Origin of the sequence: Streptomyces sp. NPDC005898 (assembly GCF_040629635.1) — a bacterium.
Classification (GTDB): domain Bacteria; phylum Actinomycetota; class Actinomycetes; order Streptomycetales; family Streptomycetaceae; genus Streptomyces.
Genome location: NZ_JBEXWC010000035.1, coordinates 16,156 through 31,195 on the forward strand (window position 1 = coordinate 16,156; position 15,040 = coordinate 31,195).

General features: G+C 74.5%; 11 protein-coding genes. 3 read left to right on the plus strand and 8 right to left on the minus strand.

Annotated features, from left to right (window positions below):
- Positions 1-6 precede the first annotated feature (6 nt).
- Positions 7-804: a helix-turn-helix domain-containing protein gene (locus ABZ385_RS30765; RefSeq protein ID WP_358579374.1), complete on the minus strand. Its 798-nt coding sequence runs from the start codon at positions 802-804 to the stop codon at positions 7-9.
- A gap of 253 nt (positions 805-1,057) precedes the next feature.
- Here ABZ385_RS30765 and ABZ385_RS30770 point away from each other — a divergent pair, with 253 nt between their 5' ends.
- Positions 1,058-2,782, plus strand: a complete 1,725-nt coding sequence (locus ABZ385_RS30770) for a dihydroxyacetone kinase family protein (RefSeq protein WP_358913952.1) — start codon at positions 1,058-1,060, stop codon at positions 2,780-2,782.
- A gap of 32 nt (positions 2,783-2,814) precedes the next feature.
- Here the strand turns inward: ABZ385_RS30770 and ABZ385_RS30775 are convergent, their stop codons facing one another.
- The 4 genes from ABZ385_RS30775 to ABZ385_RS30790 form a co-directional block, all read right to left on the minus strand.
- Positions 2,815-4,398, minus strand: coding sequence for an ABC transporter substrate-binding protein (locus ABZ385_RS30775; RefSeq protein ID WP_358913953.1), 1,584 nt, complete (start codon positions 4,396-4,398; stop codon positions 2,815-2,817).
- 6 nt (positions 4,399-4,404) lie between these two features.
- Positions 4,405-6,453 carry an ATP-binding protein gene (locus ABZ385_RS30780; RefSeq protein WP_358913954.1) on the minus strand — a complete coding sequence of 683 codons (2,049 nt, stop codon included), beginning with the start codon at positions 6,451-6,453 and terminating at the stop codon, positions 4,405-4,407.
- A gap of 96 nt (positions 6,454-6,549) precedes the next feature.
- Positions 6,550-9,753: an NACHT domain-containing protein gene (locus ABZ385_RS30785; protein ID WP_358913955.1), complete on the minus strand. Its 3,204-nt coding sequence runs from the start codon at positions 9,751-9,753 to the stop codon at positions 6,550-6,552.
- Between the two features lie 142 nt (positions 9,754-9,895).
- Positions 9,896-10,762 carry an AraC family transcriptional regulator gene (locus ABZ385_RS30790; RefSeq protein ID WP_358579363.1) on the minus strand — a complete coding sequence of 289 codons (867 nt, stop codon included), beginning with the start codon at positions 10,760-10,762 and terminating at the stop codon, positions 9,896-9,898.
- Positions 10,763-10,927: 165 nt separating this feature from the next.
- On the opposite strand from ABZ385_RS30790, the gene ABZ385_RS30795 reads away from it, so the two are divergent.
- On the plus strand, positions 10,928-11,323 hold the full coding sequence (locus ABZ385_RS30795; protein ID WP_358579362.1) for an STAS domain-containing protein: 396 nt from the start codon (positions 10,928-10,930) through the stop codon (positions 11,321-11,323).
- Between the two features lie 40 nt (positions 11,324-11,363).
- Here the strand turns inward: ABZ385_RS30795 and ABZ385_RS30800 are convergent, their stop codons facing one another.
- Entirely contained in the window at positions 11,364-11,828 is a 465-nt protein-coding gene (locus ABZ385_RS30800) for a hemerythrin domain-containing protein (RefSeq protein ID WP_358579386.1), read from the minus strand.
- Positions 11,829-12,112: 284 nt separating this feature from the next.
- Between ABZ385_RS30800 and ABZ385_RS30805 the strand changes: the two genes are divergently transcribed.
- Positions 12,113-12,661 (plus strand): FABP family protein, encoded by a 549-nt coding sequence (locus ABZ385_RS30805; protein ID WP_358913956.1) that lies wholly within the window; start codon positions 12,113-12,115, stop codon positions 12,659-12,661.
- Positions 12,662-12,666: 5 nt separating this feature from the next.
- Here the strand turns inward: ABZ385_RS30805 and ABZ385_RS30810 are convergent, their stop codons facing one another.
- Positions 12,667-13,950: a PP2C family protein-serine/threonine phosphatase gene (locus tag ABZ385_RS30810; RefSeq protein WP_358579357.1), complete on the minus strand. Its 1,284-nt coding sequence runs from the start codon at positions 13,948-13,950 to the stop codon at positions 12,667-12,669.
- Positions 13,947-15,038, minus strand: a complete 1,092-nt coding sequence (locus ABZ385_RS30815; protein ID WP_358579355.1) for a SpoIIE family protein phosphatase — start codon at positions 15,036-15,038, stop codon at positions 13,947-13,949. The genes ABZ385_RS30810 and ABZ385_RS30815 overlap by 4 nt, the downstream gene beginning before the upstream one ends.
- Between the last annotated feature and the right edge of the window lie 2 nt (positions 15,039-15,040).

Consider the following 15,040-nt stretch of genomic DNA (forward strand, 5'->3'; position numbering starts at 1 on the left):
ACGGCGTCAGACGAAGGTGACGGTCGGGTCCGCGGGCGTCAGGACGAGCCAGCGCAGCGAGGCGTCGTCGAAGCGGCCGAACGTCATGACGCGTACGTCGAGCGGGTCGGGCGCGACCAGGGGGAAGAACATCGGACGAACCGGGGTGGCGGCCGGGTCCGGGACCTCGGCGGCGGTGTCCCACAGCTCGGCGACACCCGGTTCGCGCCGCACGGTGCGCACCACCTCGTCCAGCCGCTCGTTGTCCGGCCACCGCTGCCAGGCCAGCCGCAACCGGGCGAGCAGCGCGCCGGCCCACCGGGTCTCCCAGTCCCGCAGCTGATAGCGGGCCTGCGGTGAGAAGGCCCAGGTCATGACGTTCGCGCCGGGGTGGACCAGCCAGGGGCAGTGGCGCGCGGCCACGGCGTTGGCCGCGACCACGTCCCACGCCTGGTCGCAGATCCAGCTCACGCGGCGCTGCTGGTGCAGCAGGTCGAGCAGCGCCTCGTCCACGCGCGCGTCGGGTGGCGGGCGGTGCGGCGGCCGAAGGCCCGTGCCGAGGTGGAGGGCGTCCGCCTGCGCGGGGGACAGGCCGAGGACGCGGACCACCCCGGTGATCATCTCCGGCGCGTAGCCGCGGTCCTCGCCCCTCTCCAGCGCGCGGTACCAGCGCTCGGACACGCCGAGCAGCAGCGCCATGTCGAGCTGCGTGAGGTAGCGGCGGTGGCCCCGGAACGGCACGGGACCCGGCAGCAGAGCGGGGTCGCGGGCCATCCGCCAGGCACGCAGCATCCGCCCCAGGTCCGCACGTCGCGCGTCGGGCAAGGTAAAGACCTCGCAAAGATGGGGTGGCCGGCAGGTGAGCGCCGCGTGACCCGTGCGATCCGCCGCCCGGGCCGGGGCAGGCTGACAGCGTCGCACACCGAGCGACAGGACCGGAACGCGGGAGTGCCGGTAGCGGCGCGTGCCGTTCTTCGCGCCACGCGGAGGGCCATGGTGAGCCCGCGCCCGAGCCGCCGCACCCCCTGCGTCACCGCACATCCGCCGCAGGCCCCGCACACGTACGGAGAACTCACCGATGAGCTACTTCCTGCCGGAGAACCACCCCGTGCTGACCGCCGCCCGCGGTCTGGCCCTCGCCCACCCCGGGATGATCGAGGTGAACAGCGCGCCCCTGTACCTGCGCGCCCTGGACCCGCACCCCGACCGCACGGTCGCCCTGGTCTCCGGCGGCGGCTCCGGCCATGAACCCCTGCACACCGGGCTCCTGGGGCGCGGGGGACTGGACGCGGTCTGCCCGGGCGAGATCTTCGCCTCCCCGCACAACCGGCAGATCTACGAGGCGAGCGCGGCGGCGGCGAAGAGCGGCGGCGTCCTGCTCGTCGTCAAGAACTACACCGGCGACGTGATCAACTTCCAGATCGCGGCGGAGCGCCTGCGGCACGACGGCGTCCAGGTCGCCACGGTCCTGGTCGACGACGACCTGGCCACCGACAGCGCGGACAGCGCCACCGGCCGCAGGGGCACCGCCGCCACGGTGGTCGTGGAGAAGCTCCTCGGCGCGGCGGCCGACCGGGGCGCCGGACTGGAGGAGCTGGCCGACCTCGGCCGGCGGATCGTGGCCGCCTCCCGCAGCGTCGCCGTCGCCGCCCGCGCCCAGACCTCGCCCACCACCGTCGCCCCGGCCTTCACCCTGGAGGCGGACACCCTGGACTACGGCGTCGGCATCCACGGCGAGCGCGGCACCCGCACCATCGCCCGCCCCGCGACCGGCGACCTCGTCCGGCGCATGACCGACGACCTGCTCGAAGCGCTGCCCGAGGGCCCCGCCGAGGTGCTCGCCCTCGTCAACGGCCTCGGCGCCACCACCGAGCTGGAGCTGCACGCCATCAGCGCCCTGCTGCACGAGGAGCTGACGGCCCGTGGCATCCGCCCGGCCCTCCTCGTACCCGGCACGTTCACCGCAGCCCTGGACATGGCGGGCTTCTCCCTCACCCTCACGCGGCTCGAACAGGGCTGGGCCGAGCTGTGGACCGCGCCGACCCGCACCCCCCTCGTCCTGCCCCGCCCCGCTCTCACCCCCGAAGGCCGCACCGAGGCACCGCGGGAGACCGCCGGCGCCCCGGAGCAGCCCACGGCGGCCCCGGTCACGGGGGCGGACCGCGCCCTCCTCGACCGCTACGCCGAGAGCGTCACCCAGGTCCGCGACAACCTCACCAAGCTGGACCAGCTCGTCGGCGACGGCGACTTCGGCGACAACCTCGCGGGCGGCGTACGGCGTGCGGTGAAGCTGGCCGACGAGCGCGGCCTGAACGGCACGGCGGCCCTCGCCCACGCCTTCCTCGACGACGTCGGCGGCACCAGCGGCCCCCTGTTCGGCCTCCTCTTCCAGCACCTGTCGACCGCCACCCCGGCCGACGGCGGCGCGCCGTCCGTCGCCGCCCTGGCGCGGGCCGCCGAGGAGGGCTTCGCCGCCATCCACCGCGTCGGCGGCGCGAGCCCCGGCGACTGCACCCTGGTCGACGCGCTCGCGCCCGCCGCGCGGTCGCTGACCGCCGCCGCGCGGGACGCCGCCGCCGAGGCCCCGCTGACCGAGGCGGCCCAGGCGGCCATCCGCGGGGCCCTCGCGACCGCCTCCCTGCGGCCCCGGCGCGGGCGCGCCAGCTACGTGGGCGAGCACGCCCTCGGTGTCCCGGACCCGGGCGCCCTCGCCGTGGCGCTCCTCTTCATGGCCCTGGCCGACCTCTACGAGCCCGCCACGGCCCCGCGCCTGCCCGCGCCGGGCTACATCACCCTGCACTGACCGCTTCGCCGCCCGGTCCGGCCCGCCCGGGGTCAGGCCGGGCAGGCGCCCTTCTCGCCGCCCCGGAACGTCCGGTACAGCGGCGGACGCTCGCCCGCCTCCCGGCCGGCCGGATACTCCACGATCGGCACGGGCTTGCAGACCGCCCACTGGTCGTTGACCCCGGGGCCCTCGAACCCGTACGAACCGGCCGCGCCGCGCAGGCAGTTGCTGCACCCGTTCGCGGAGATCGTCGGATTGATGAGCGTGTTGTAGACGTCGTTCTTCGTGGGGATCAGCTCGGGCCCCTTCTTCCCGGGCTTGCCCGCGCTGTCGTTGATGTCGCTGTACGTGCGGTCCACGGCGTCGGCCAGCAGCGTGAACGCGTCGTGGTACATCACCGCGTACCCGTCGTTCAGCGGCCTGGCCCCCAGCTCGTGCGTGCGCTCCAGCCTGTCGAAGCGGTCCCGGAAACGGCCGAGCGCCCGGGGCGGGTCGTGCTTGCCCTGCCACCAGGCGGGGTCGACGGACGACGCGTCGATGATCGTGGCCCGCGCCTCCTCCAGCCAGCGGGTGGTCTCCGGCGTGGTGAGCGTCGGTTCGAGCCCGATGCCCACCTTCAGCAGCCGCAGCCGCGACCCGCGGCTGCAGTCGCCCTCCTGCGCGAGGCGCTTGATGAACGCCGGCAGGTCCTGGTCGCGCCCGGCGAAGAAGACGGTGTCGGAGCGCGCCGTGCAGATCTTCTGCACGGCGTCGGTGAACCGCTGGGGAATGCCCTTGTCGGTGCCGGACGACCCGGTGAAGTTGGAGTTGTGGCCCTTGAAGTCGTACTTGGCGCCGAAGTGCTTCTCGAAGACCCGGCGCAGATTGCGCGAGTAGACGTCCTCGCTGCGGTTGTCCCAGACCAGGAACCCCTTCTCCCGCTCCGGACGCCCGGCGAGGTACTGCTTCAGGGCGCGGGCGAACTGGTCGTTGTTGGGCGAGGTCTTGAAGAAGTGGCCGGCGTTCATGTCGGCGGCGGTGATGACCGGCCCGACGGTGGGGATGCCGTGCTCGCTGAGCGCGGCGATCGTCCGCCGCGTCTCGGGCGTGCTGCTCGGAATCCCGGTCACGCCGACGAGCGGGGCTTGCTTGTCCCCGGCCAGCTCCGCCAGCCGCCGCACGACGGGACGCCAGTGGTCGAGGTTGCGGCCGTCGGGCGCGAGCAGCAGCTGGTAGTGAGGTCCGCTGCCGCTGTTGGCCTCCTGCTGCGCGGTGAGCGCGCCGGCCAGCGCGCGGCGGATCATGTCCGTGGTCATCGCGCTCGACTCGTCCGAGGTGAACGGCATCATGAGCGCGATCCGCACATAGGGGATCCGCGCGGCGTTGCCCTCCGGGTCCTCGGCGTCCCGCCGCACCCTGGCGTTCTCCTCGGCCACCGCCGCTACGAGGCTCCCGACCCGCGGATCGGCGTCGAAGGCGTGCTCGGTGACCCCGACGCAGTCGCCGCCCAGCTCCCGCAGCTCGTCCCCGCACCTGCCGGGCCCGCGCGCGCCGAGGGTGAGCAGGGCGGCGACGACCCCGGCGCCCAGGGCCAGCGCCAGGACGGCGGCCCACTCGATCGGTCCCCACTCGCGGGGATGGCGACGGAACAGCATGCTTCCTCACTGTCCTGGTATGGGAAGGGGGCGTTTGTCGCGTGCCGCGGCCGGCCATCTGCGCGCCGCCTGGCCGAGCGCGATCCGCCAGGAAGGGTGGCGCAACGAGAGATAGGCCAGCTCCTGCTCGACGGCCGTGCACGTGTCGGGGTCCGGTTCCGTGTGCGGCTCGGACAGGTACCACAAGGCGTGCAGCAGCCGGTTGACGCAGCGCTCGGTGTCGTCCAGGTGGACGAAGCGGCCGTCGCGCGCCCCGAGCGCGATGCGCAGCCGGTCGTCCTCCCAGTCCCGCTCGGGCGGCGTCGGGGCGGTGGCCGCGTACTGCAGGCAGCGCAGCCAGTGGCCCGCCCCCCGCTCGTCCTGCTCCGACTGGAACACCTCGGCCAAGGACGCCACCACCGTCTCCACGCCCCCCGCGGCGAGCATGTGCCGCAGGGCGTCGGCCTCGCCCTCGTCACCCCGCTGGGCGTGATGGTTCTGCAGGAAGCGGTGGATCTCCTGCCAGCCCCGGCTGTCGTCGGGCCCCGGCGAGAGCCGGCGGGCCTCGTGCACCAGGAGCTTCTGCAACAGGGGGTCGCTCACCAGCGGGCTCTCGGGCGGGGTGAGGCGCTGCCAGTGCTGCTGTTCGAGGTAGTCGGTCACGGCGTTGGCGGGGAACTGCTCGGGCCCCTCCAGGCGCAGCCGGGCCGCCAGCGCCTCGGCGGCCGTGCTGTCCCTGGCCAGGGACAGGAGGGTGAGGCGGTCCCGCTGGCGGCGGTTGGGGAGCAGCCGCTCCAAGAGCGCCTCGCCGATGGGGCGGCCGTCGCCGGCGGAGAGTTCGAGGAGGTCGCGCGGGACCACGGCGCGGCCCGCGCGGGTCGCCGCCCGTACCGCGGCGCACAGCATGGTGGTGGCCGCCGGATGGCCGCCGGTCAGGGTGTGCAGGGCCGAGGCGAGATAGGGGTGGAGCGGTGCGCCGGCCGAACCGGCCTCCAGGAGCGGCAGCACGTCGTCGCGGCTGAGCGGGGTGAGCGGGACCGTGAGCAGGCCCGCCGACGGCGAGGTGCCGCGCCGCTCCCAGCCGGACGTCCGCAGCAGATCGGGCAGTTCGCGCCGCACCGGGCCGGGGTCGCTGCCCGGCGGCTCGCCGAGCCGGGTGGCGACCACGACCAGCTCCTCGCGCTCCGGGGACTCGGCCACCGCCCGGTGTTCGAGCAGCAGGTCCAAGAAGCGCCGCCCGGCGGGCAGATGCACGTCGTCGAGGAGGACCAGGGGCCAGGGCTCGCGGTTCCAGCGCTGGAGACGCCCGTAGGAACCGGCGACGTCGTGCCGGAACGCCGCCACCAGCGTGCGCTCCACCGCCCGCCGGTAGTCCCCGCCCTGGTGGTGCCACTCGCCGAGCAGCTCCAAGGGATCGCTCTCCGCAGGGAGTTGCGGGAAGCGGCCGCGGTACCAGTCCCGCTCCGGGCCGGGCCGGTGCCGGTGCGCGAACTCGCCGTGCAGGGCCCGGGAGATGTCCGCCGCCCCGGGTGCGCCGGGCGGGCGCGGGGCACGGGCCTCGACCGTGGTGGCCCAGGACCGGCGCAGCTCCTGCTCGGGCTCGTCGGCAAGCCGGCAGGCGATCAGCAGCCGGGCGAGCCGCAGGCAGACCGCGTCCCGCTCGGCGTCGTCACCCGGCTCCCACCCGGAGACGGCGAACAGCCCCGGCAGCAGGACGGGGAAGGGGCGCCGGTACGAAGGGCCGAGCTGGCGTGCCAGCTCGACGAGGACACCGACCAGGTCGGCCGCGTACTGCCCCTCGGCGCCGGCGCCGGCCGCCGGGTGGCCCCCGGCGCCGCCCGGCGCGATCCGGACATGGGCGAGGGGAAGCCTGCCCCGGTAATGGGCCGCGAGCGCCCGCAGCACCGCGCTGCGCCCCATGCCGTGACGCCCCGTCACCAGCACCACCGGCAGGTCGTGCTGGAACTCCCGCGCCGTGCGCGAGCGCTCGTCGTACTTGAGCCCGGTCAGCCGCGGGACGAGCGCGCGCAGCAGCGGGTCCCTGCCGTACAGCGGCACGTCTTCCGCTCTGCCCATCCGACTGGATCCCGCCTTCGCAGTGCCGTCCTGTCCTCGACCCCGGCCGGGGGCAAGGAACTTACCCTGAGCGCACAGCCGGTGCCAGTCCGTTGATCACGGCTGTGGATAGATGGAGAGCTCGACCTCGCGGGGGAGCGCCTCCATGCCGCGCACCCCACCCGGATAGGTGAGCCGGACCCTGCGCAGCCGGTGCAGCGTGGCCAGCGACGAGAGGTCGACGTCGGCGGCTTCCGTGAGGTGGACCTCCTCAAGTCCGGGCAGCCGCAGCGCGATCCGGCGCAGCGGCACCGCGCTGCCCGCGCCGGCGTGCACGTTCAGCCGGGTGATCTGGGGCAGCTGGGTCCGGGGCGCGAACAGCAGCATGCTCAGCTGCGCCGAGGTCAGCGTGAGCGTACGCAGCCCCGGCACGTCACCGAGCAGGGCGCCCCAGGAGTCGGGCGTCAGCCGCTCGCTGGCCTCGTGCAGACGCAGCTCCACGAGGTTCGCGCAGGACGCGATGTCCGCGAGGCGGGTGGCCGTCGGCGGCAGCGAGAGCACTCGCAGCCGCTCGGGGCACGGCAGGTCGGCCAGCCCCCGCCAGGGCACGTCCGCGCCGATGAGCAGGGTGTCGAGCCGTGCGCAGCCCGCCAGTTCGTGCAGCGGCTCGAAGCGGGGCAGGTCCCGCAGCGTGAGCCGGCGCAGCTCCGGCAGCCGGGTGAGCGGCGCCGGGTCCTGGACGTTGCGGCAGCCGCGCAGCCCGAGCGACTCCAGCGCGGGGTAGCCGGCCAGGACGTCGAGACGGTCGAGGGAGAGCAGGTCGCGCAGCTGGAGCTCGCGCAGGTGGCGCGCGTCGAACGCGGAGCGGACGTCGTCGGGGGTGAAGTCGCCCCGCAGGCTGACGCGCCGGTAGCCGGACATCGTGCGCAGCATGTCCAGCTCGGCGCGCGAGCGCACGGTGACGATCTCGTCCGGCGCGATCTCCAGGAGCGGCCGGACGATCTCCTCGGCGTACACCTCAGGGTCGAACCGGTCCCAGTGGTGCAGCAGTTGGGCGCGCACCGCGCTCTGCCCGGTGTGCAGGAACCGCCGCAGGCGCGGGATCGCCGCGTCCCCGCCGATCTGGCAGATCGCGTGGACGGTGGCCAGCTCCTCGTCGCCCCCGAGGTCGGCGGCGTCCGGCAGCAGGCCGAGCAGCAGCGGGCCCGTCTGCGCCAGGGACCTGGCCTCGCGCAGGCTGCGGGGCGGCACCATGCGCGCCGCCTGGGCCTCGATGGCCTCGCGCACCGCGGGCGCCACGCTGGTGGCCTGCTCCAGGGACGCGAGCGCGAGCAGCCGCAGCCGGGCCTGGACGGCCGGGTCCCGCTCGCGCTCGCCCCGCTCCCGCAGCCGGGTGAGCAGCTCGCCGCGCTCGTGGTGACGGGCCTGGGCGACGACCATCTGCACCACGTCCTCCCAGTGCTCCAGGTGGGCGTTGTTCACCAGCATGCCCATGTCCCGCTCCTCGAGCACCGCCTGGGCGCCCAGGAAGTCCTGGAAGGTGCGGTGGATGAAGTCGACGGCGCCCTGGACGGGTTCGCGCAGCAGCCCCGAGCGCTCCAGCAGCAGCTGGAGGACGTCCTCCGCCTCGCCGATCTCCGCGAGGCGCTCCACCGACGGCATCAGACGGCGTACGACCTCGACGGCGTCCGCCCGGTCCAGCTCGGTCCGTTCGTTGCGGATCAGCCAGTACGCGAGGCGGCGCAACGGCTCGGTGGCCGACTTCTGGTCCAGCTGCGGTGTGCCGCGGGCGCCGCCGTAGACCTCGCGCTCCACGTCGCGCCGCTCCAGCAGCATCGCCAGCGCGGCCTCGTAGAGGGAGGCGCGGCCGCGCGGCAGGAAGCCGCGGCGCTCGCGGTGCAGGGCGCAGATCAGCCCGCACATCAGCGGGTTGGTCGCCAGCCGGCTCAGCTCCGGCCTGCTGCGCAGCGCGAGCGTGAGGGACTCCCCGAGGCGCGCGGGTGCCCCGGCCGCCGCGTGCCAGCGCTCGATGAACCGCCGCATGTCGGCGGGCCGCATCCCGCTGAGCGCGAACTCGTTGAATCCCTCGTGCCGCAACCAGCCCTGTTCCAGGGCGGAGGGCCGCGAGGTGAGCAGCCACAGGTTCCCGGGGAAGACGGCGAGGAGCTTCTTCAGCCACGCCTTGACGCGGCCGCGCTCCCCCTTGGGGATCTCGTCCGCACCGTCGATCAGCATCACCGCCCGCCCGTTCTGCAGCACGCGGGTGGCCCAGCCCTCGGGTTCGGTGCCGAGCAGCGGGCAGTCGATCCAGCGCAGGAAGTCCTGCGGCATCGGCAGTTCGGCGCCCTTGCGGGCCAGCGCGCGCAGCGGCAGTACGAAGGGGACGCGCCCCAGGAGCTGGGAGAGGGAGCCCGGCACCCGGTCCTGGCGGGCGGTGGTCAGGGCGAGCCACTGCACGAGCGTCGTCTTGCCCGTGCCCGCGACCCCGCGCAGCAGCACCCGGTCATGGGTGGCGAGGGTGGTCTCGACCGGCGCCGCCGCCCGCTCCGAAGTCTCGCCGTCCGCCACCGGGCCCGCCTCCGGGGACCCGCGGTGGGGGCTGGCCTCCAGACTCAGGTACGCCGTGTCCAGGGGCCACTCGTGATCCGAGGGCTCCCGCAGGTCGACGCCGTGGATGGTGAGCCTGCCGTGGCTCTGGACGACGTAGCGCGCGTAGTGCTCCTCGAACCGGGCGTCCCGCGCGGAGACGTCGGGCAGGCGCTCCAGGATCCGCTCCAGGCGCTCGCCCTGCTCGCGGATCGCACGGCTCTGCTCGACCTGCGTGCGCGCCGCGAACCCGGGCTGTTCGCTGAAGAACCGCACCACATGGACGCAGGCCGTCTCCAGGAGCCGGTCGTGGAAGCGGGCGGCGTCGTCGCTCAGCAGCCGGCGGGTCTCCGGCCCCGCCCGCCGCGACAGCTCGGCGGCCAGCTTCTCGGGGCCCAGTGCGAACGCCTGGACGTCGTCCATCTCCAGGTCGCCGAGCGCGTGCAGGGTCCGGGTCAGCGCCAGCCCCACGGCGTCCTTCTCGTCGGCGCCGACCGGCGGGTCGTAGGGCCCGGCGGCCCGCACCGCGCGGCGCACCAGCTCGCGGGCGATCCGGTGCAGATCGTCCTCGCTGAGGGTGCGGTGCTCGCGGGAGAAGGCGATCAGGCGCCGGACCGGGATCGGCCGGCCGTCGAACTGCGCGCCCGGCGCCTTCGCCGCGGGCAGCAGCAACCGCTTGAGCAGCGGCGCGATCACCGCCGAGGCGACCCGCAGGCCTACCGTGCCCCCATCCACACACCCTCCCGCGCCGCTCCCCTCCCACGGCCTCGGCGCGGCCGCGAAAAGGTGACCCGACCAGCCTAGCCGCGGACCCGGCCCCCGGCGGGGAAAACGCTTGCGCGATACCGCAGTTGACGGGTCCGGGCCCGCGCGGCGCTCAGGTGGCCGTGCGCTCCACCGGGATCCACAGCTCCGCGTCCGCCTCGGCCGCGTCCCGCGAGAGCCGGGTGCGCAGGATCTCCGGCCCGGGCCTGCCGCGATACGGATTGGACGGGAACCACTGGGTGAACACGTCCCGCCACAGGAACTGCAGGGACTCGGGGAACGCGCCGGAACTCTCGAAGACCGCCCACGTCCCGGCCGGGACGGTGAGCGAGTCCAGGTCGTCCGGAGCGGCCGAACCGTTCATCACACCGTGGTAGTAGTCGAGTTCGGTCCCCTCCGCCCGGCTCGGGTCGAGGTCGTCGCTCACCCCCACGACGCCCCTCGGTGCCTGATCGGACAGGGCGGCGATCCGCCGCGTCGTCTCCTTGTCGATGCCCCGGATGAAGTCGGCGATGGCCGGGTTCATCCCCTCGTGGACGAGTGGGACCCGGACCTTCTTGCCCACGACGTGGAACCGCTCCTTCTCCACGACCCGGTACCGCATGCCGCTGCTCCCCTCGACGACGAGCCGGAAGGAGATCCGGGGCTGCGAGTGCAGGGCCGCGCCGGCCCGCCGGGCCTCACCGGGCCCCACGCCGTGCACGGCCTTGAACGCCCGCGCGAACGCCTCACCGGAGCCGTAGCCGAAGCGCACCGCGACCTCCAGGAGCGTCCGCTCCCCGGCGAGCACCTCGGCGCCCGCGACGGTCAGCCGCCTGCGCCGGACGTACTCGGAGAGCGGCATGCCCGCCAGCGCGGAGAACAGCCGCCGCAGGTGGTACTCCGACGTCACCGCGATCCGCGCCAGCTCGGCGACCTCGATCGGCCCGTCGAGACGGGCCTCGATGTGTTCCAGGGCTTCGTTGAGCCGCTCCAGCACTCCGGTATCTCCTTCCCTCGCGTCCTTCACGTTAGGAAGGCCGCCCCTCGCGGGACCCGACATCCTGTGCCCGGCCCGGTCGGGTACGTACCGCACTGCGCACAAGAGTGCCGAGCACCGGTCGCCGCGGGCGTAGGGTGGCGCCGCGAGGAGAGGGAGGCGCCGATGTCCACGCGGATCCGCCGACTGGTCATCACGGAACTGGCGAGCTGCGACGAGTGCGCGGTGCTGCGCGTCACCGGTGAACTCGACCAGACCGGCGAGGCGCTCTTCCTCGGCACGCTCGGCTCCTACGTGGACGCGGGGCACCTGCACCTCGTCCTGGACGCCACCGCGCTGTCCTTCTGCGACTCGCGGGGGCTCAACTGCCTGCTGGCCATGCGGTGGCTGCTGGAGCGCCGCGGCGGCAGACTGCTGCTGGCGGGGGCGGGCCGCCGGCTGACCGACCTGCTCGCCCAGACCGGCAGCGCCGAACTGCTCCCCAGCCACCGGACGGTCGGCCTCGCCCTGGCCGAGCTGCCCCAGGCCCAGCGGCCCGTCTGGCCGCCCGTCCAGGGCTGAGGAAGGCCCCCGGCCCCCCGACGGCTCACGCCCCCACCACTCAGGACTTCACGATGCGGCGGACGTTCTCGACGCTGCCGCAGCCCGACTCCAGCTGCTTGGCGCGCTCCTTGCCGAAGGCGGCGCCCAGTTCCTCGCGGCGGTCCATCGCGACGTTCTCGCGGGCGCCGTTCAGGATCGTGCGCTCCTCCTCGTCGGCGTGGTGGGTGATCTCCTCGACGAGCTTCTCCAGCTTCTCGTCCCAGTCGTCGGAGCCGACCTCCTCGACCTCGAGAAGGGCGAGGAGCGCCTTGTTGCCCTCCTCGTGCTCCTCGACGCCGTGCTCGACCTCGTCGTTCTCGATGTCCCGGTAGCGCTTGAGGGCGGGGTAGACCTCGGCCTCCTCGGCGAGCGCGTGCGCGATCAGCAGGTCCGCGAACTCCCGCAGGGCCTTGGCCCGGTCGCCCTCCACGCTGCGCATCTCACGGAAGAGGTCCTCCATGCGACGGTGATCGGCGAGGATCAGCTCGACGACGTCCCCCGACGCGTTCTGGGTCCCGCCCTGTCCGTTGTTCCGCTCGTTCGTCTCGTCGCTCTTGTTCGGCTTGGTCGCCATGACGGTGCTCCTTCTGGGCGGCTGATGGGGCTCGCTGCGGTCGAGTACCCCGTACCGATAAGTAACGCCCTCTGTTCGCCCACAGGTGACGCGGCGTCCCGGCCGCCGCGTATGTCACTCATGTGGGGGACCCACGGGCCGGGCCACGCATAGGCTGCACCCGGCACCCGACCCACCACTCAGGAGCGCGCACCGTGTCCGACCCCGCCCCGCGGCACCCGTACCCCGACGCGCACCGCCCCGACGCGGCGCCCGCCCCGCACCCGCTGCTGACGCCCGTGCTCGGCCTGCTCGGCACCTGGCACGGCAGCGGCCGCGGCGGCTACCCGACGCTCGACGGGGACTTCAGCTACGCGCAGGAGGTCACCTTCAGCCACGACGGCCGGCCCTTCCTCCACTACGACGCCCGCGCCTGGCTGGTCGACGCCGAGGAGCGGCCCCTGCGCCCCTCCGCCCGGGAGAGCGGCTGGTGGCGGCTGGGGCCCGAAGGCCGGGTGGAGGCCCTGATCACCCAGCCCACCGGCGTCGCGGAGATCGCCGTCGGCCACGCGGACGGCGACACCGTGGACCTCGCCACCCAGGAGGTGGCCCTCACCCCCACCGCCAAACAGGTCGACGCCACACGCCGCCGCTACACCCTCGGCGACCCCGACCCCGACACCCTCACCTTCGTCCACGACCTCGCGGCGGTCGGCCGGCCGCTCCAGCACCATCTGTCGGCGCTTCTGCGACGCCGGGTGTAACCCGCTCAGCGGGCGGGGGAACGGAAGCGGACGGCCAGCGCCAGCGTGTCGTCCTCGTGGAGCACGTCCGTGAGCATGTCCCGCGCTATGGCGCCCGGGACGTCCTGCGTGGGCCGCGTGCGGTAGCGGCGGGCGGTCGCCACCAGGCGCTGCTCGCCCTCCCGGGGGTCCCGGCGGCTCTCGGTGAGACCGTCGGTGTACAGGATCAGCAGGTCGTCGGGGCGGAGCGTGGTGGTCAGGACGCGCTCACTGCCGGGCAGGGGGAAGCCGACGCCACGTCCGCGCACTTCGAGGAAGGTGTCCTCCCCGTCGGCGCGCACGAGAAGCGCCGGCGGATGGCTGCCGTTGGCCAGGGAGAGCCGTCCGGTCGCCGGGTCGAGATGCGCCAGCAACAGGGTGGCCATGACGCTCTGGTCGAAGGGGGCCAGGATGTCGTCCGTGCGCGCCACGATGCTCCCCAGCGGATGGCCTTCGAGCGCGAGGGTGCGCACGGCGTGGGTGACGGTCAGCGCGGTGCGCGTACTGGTGATGCCGTGGCCGAGGGCGTCGACGATCGTGATGTGCACCGTCCCGTCGGGGAGGGTGAACCAGTCGTAGAGGTCGCCGCCGGTCGGGGTGTCGTCGCTCGCGGGGGCGTAGTGGACGGCGAGGTCGAGGCCGTCCACGTGCAGCGGTCTGGGCCGCAGCGCGTCCTCCAGGGCCCGCAGCGTCCGCCCGTGCGCCTTGCGCAGCTCCTCGTCCCGCTCCTCCAGCTGTACGTAGAGGGCGAGCACCCCGCTGTTGGTCTCGGCCAGTTCGTGCTTGAGCTTGCGGTGCTCGTCGGCGAGGGCGTCGGCCCGGGCGAGCGCGGCCCGCAGCTCCTCCTCCAGCAGCAGGAGGTCGGCGTCGCCGTTGCGGCGAGCGGCGGTGGCGGGCGCCCCCGGCTCGACGGCGGGCCGCGGGAGTACGGCGGTGACCGGCGCCGGCGCCGCCGAGGGCAGGGGCACCCGCCACACCACCGTGCCGTCGGCGGTCGCCTCACCGGGCAGCGGAAGCTGTTCGGCCCGCACCTGGAAGTCCTCCAGGCGGGGCAGGCCGAGGGCCAGGGTCAGGCGGCCCGAGCCGTCGGCGCCCGCCTCGTCGGTGGCGGTCAGCGTGACCGGACGGCCGGCGTTCAGCGCGGTGGCCGCCGTCTCGCTCAGGGACAGCACGATCCGGGCCCGGTCCTCGGCGGGCAGCCGGTAGCTCAGGGCGATGCCGCGGACGGTGCGCCGCAGGGCGGCGGGGGTGCGGAGGGTGGCGCTGGTCATCGGATTTCCAGGGGGCTGCCGAGGGCGAGCACGGTGGCGTCGTCACGGTGTCGCCGGTGGGTGTGGACCAAGGAGGCCGCCAGCAGGGCAGGCGGCAGACTCAGCCGGTCGGCGGTCGGGGCCTGCGTCCACCGCTGGTCGATGCCGTCGGTGTACAGGACCACGGCCGTGCAGTCCGAGACGTCGAGGAACCGGCTGCGCGGGGTGGGCAGGTTGTAGCCGACGATGCCCGCCTGCCCGGTGAGCTGCCGGTGCACGCCGTGGGCGGACAGGGCCGCCGCGCGGATGTTGCCGACCCCGCAGAACTCGGCGCGCTCGGCGCCCATCCGGACCGCCGTCGCCGCGGCGCCGCGCGTGTGCCGCAGCGAGCTGTGCAGGGCGTTGATCACCTGGGGGAGCGGGGCGTTCGAACAGGACTGGAAGGTGCGCACGGCGCGCCGGCTGGCCGCGGCCGCCTCCGGGCCGTGCCCCAGGCCGTCGATGACCAGGCCCGTCCACGTCCCGCCCTCCTCGGCGACGGCGTAGCCGTCCCCGCACACCTGCTCCCCGGTGGCCGGCAGGCACAGGGCGCCGATGGCGGCCCCCGGCCGCCGGCCCCCCGGCAGCGCGAGGCGGGCGTGGGCGAGGGTGCCGAGGCCCGGCGTCGAGCGCAGGGTGAAGTCGGTGGCGATGCGGCGTACCGCCCCCAGACCCGCGCCCATGGTCCTGGTGGTGCTGAAGCCGTCGGTGAGGCTCAGGCCGATGTCCGCGATGCCGGGGCCGTGGTCCACCGCCACCACGTCCAGAGCGGTGTCCAGCGGGGAGCGCCGGCCCAGCGGCGAGGGCTGGAGGAAGAGCGCGCCGTTGCGGGCGTGCTTGCTGATGTTGCTGGCCAGTTCGCTGGCGAGCACGGCCGCCTGGTCCGGCAGCGCTCCCGGCATGCCACAGGCGTGGGCGAGCGCGCGGGCCCGGCTGGCCGCGGTCTGCACGGCGCTGTGGTGGTCGATGGGGATGTGCAGCGTGGTGGGCGCCTCAAGGACGTCCACGGACTCCAGGGGGCCCGTCGAGCCCTTGGAGTCCGTGGCGCCCGTTGGGTCGGCTCCGTCCATGG

Coding starts and splice junctions, on each gene's coding strand:
- ABZ385_RS30775 (WP_358913953.1), bottom strand. CDS start 4,398: ATGCTGTTCCGTCGCCATCCCCGCGAGTGGGGACCGATCGAGTGGGCC.
- ABZ385_RS30770 (WP_358913952.1), top strand. CDS start 1,058: ATGAGCTACTTCCTGCCGGAGAACCACCCCGTGCTGACCGCCGCCCGC.
- ABZ385_RS30795 (WP_358579362.1), top strand. CDS start 10,928: ATGTCCACGCGGATCCGCCGACTGGTCATCACGGAACTGGCGAGCTGC.
- ABZ385_RS30810 (WP_358579357.1), bottom strand. CDS start 13,950: ATGACCAGCGCCACCCTCCGCACCCCCGCCGCCCTGCGGCGCACCGTC.
- ABZ385_RS30815 (WP_358579355.1), bottom strand. CDS start 15,038: ATGGACGGAGCCGACCCAACGGGCGCCACGGACTCCAAGGGCTCGACG.
- ABZ385_RS30780 (WP_358913954.1), bottom strand. CDS start 6,453: ATGGGCAGAGCGGAAGACGTGCCGCTGTACGGCAGGGACCCGCTGCTG.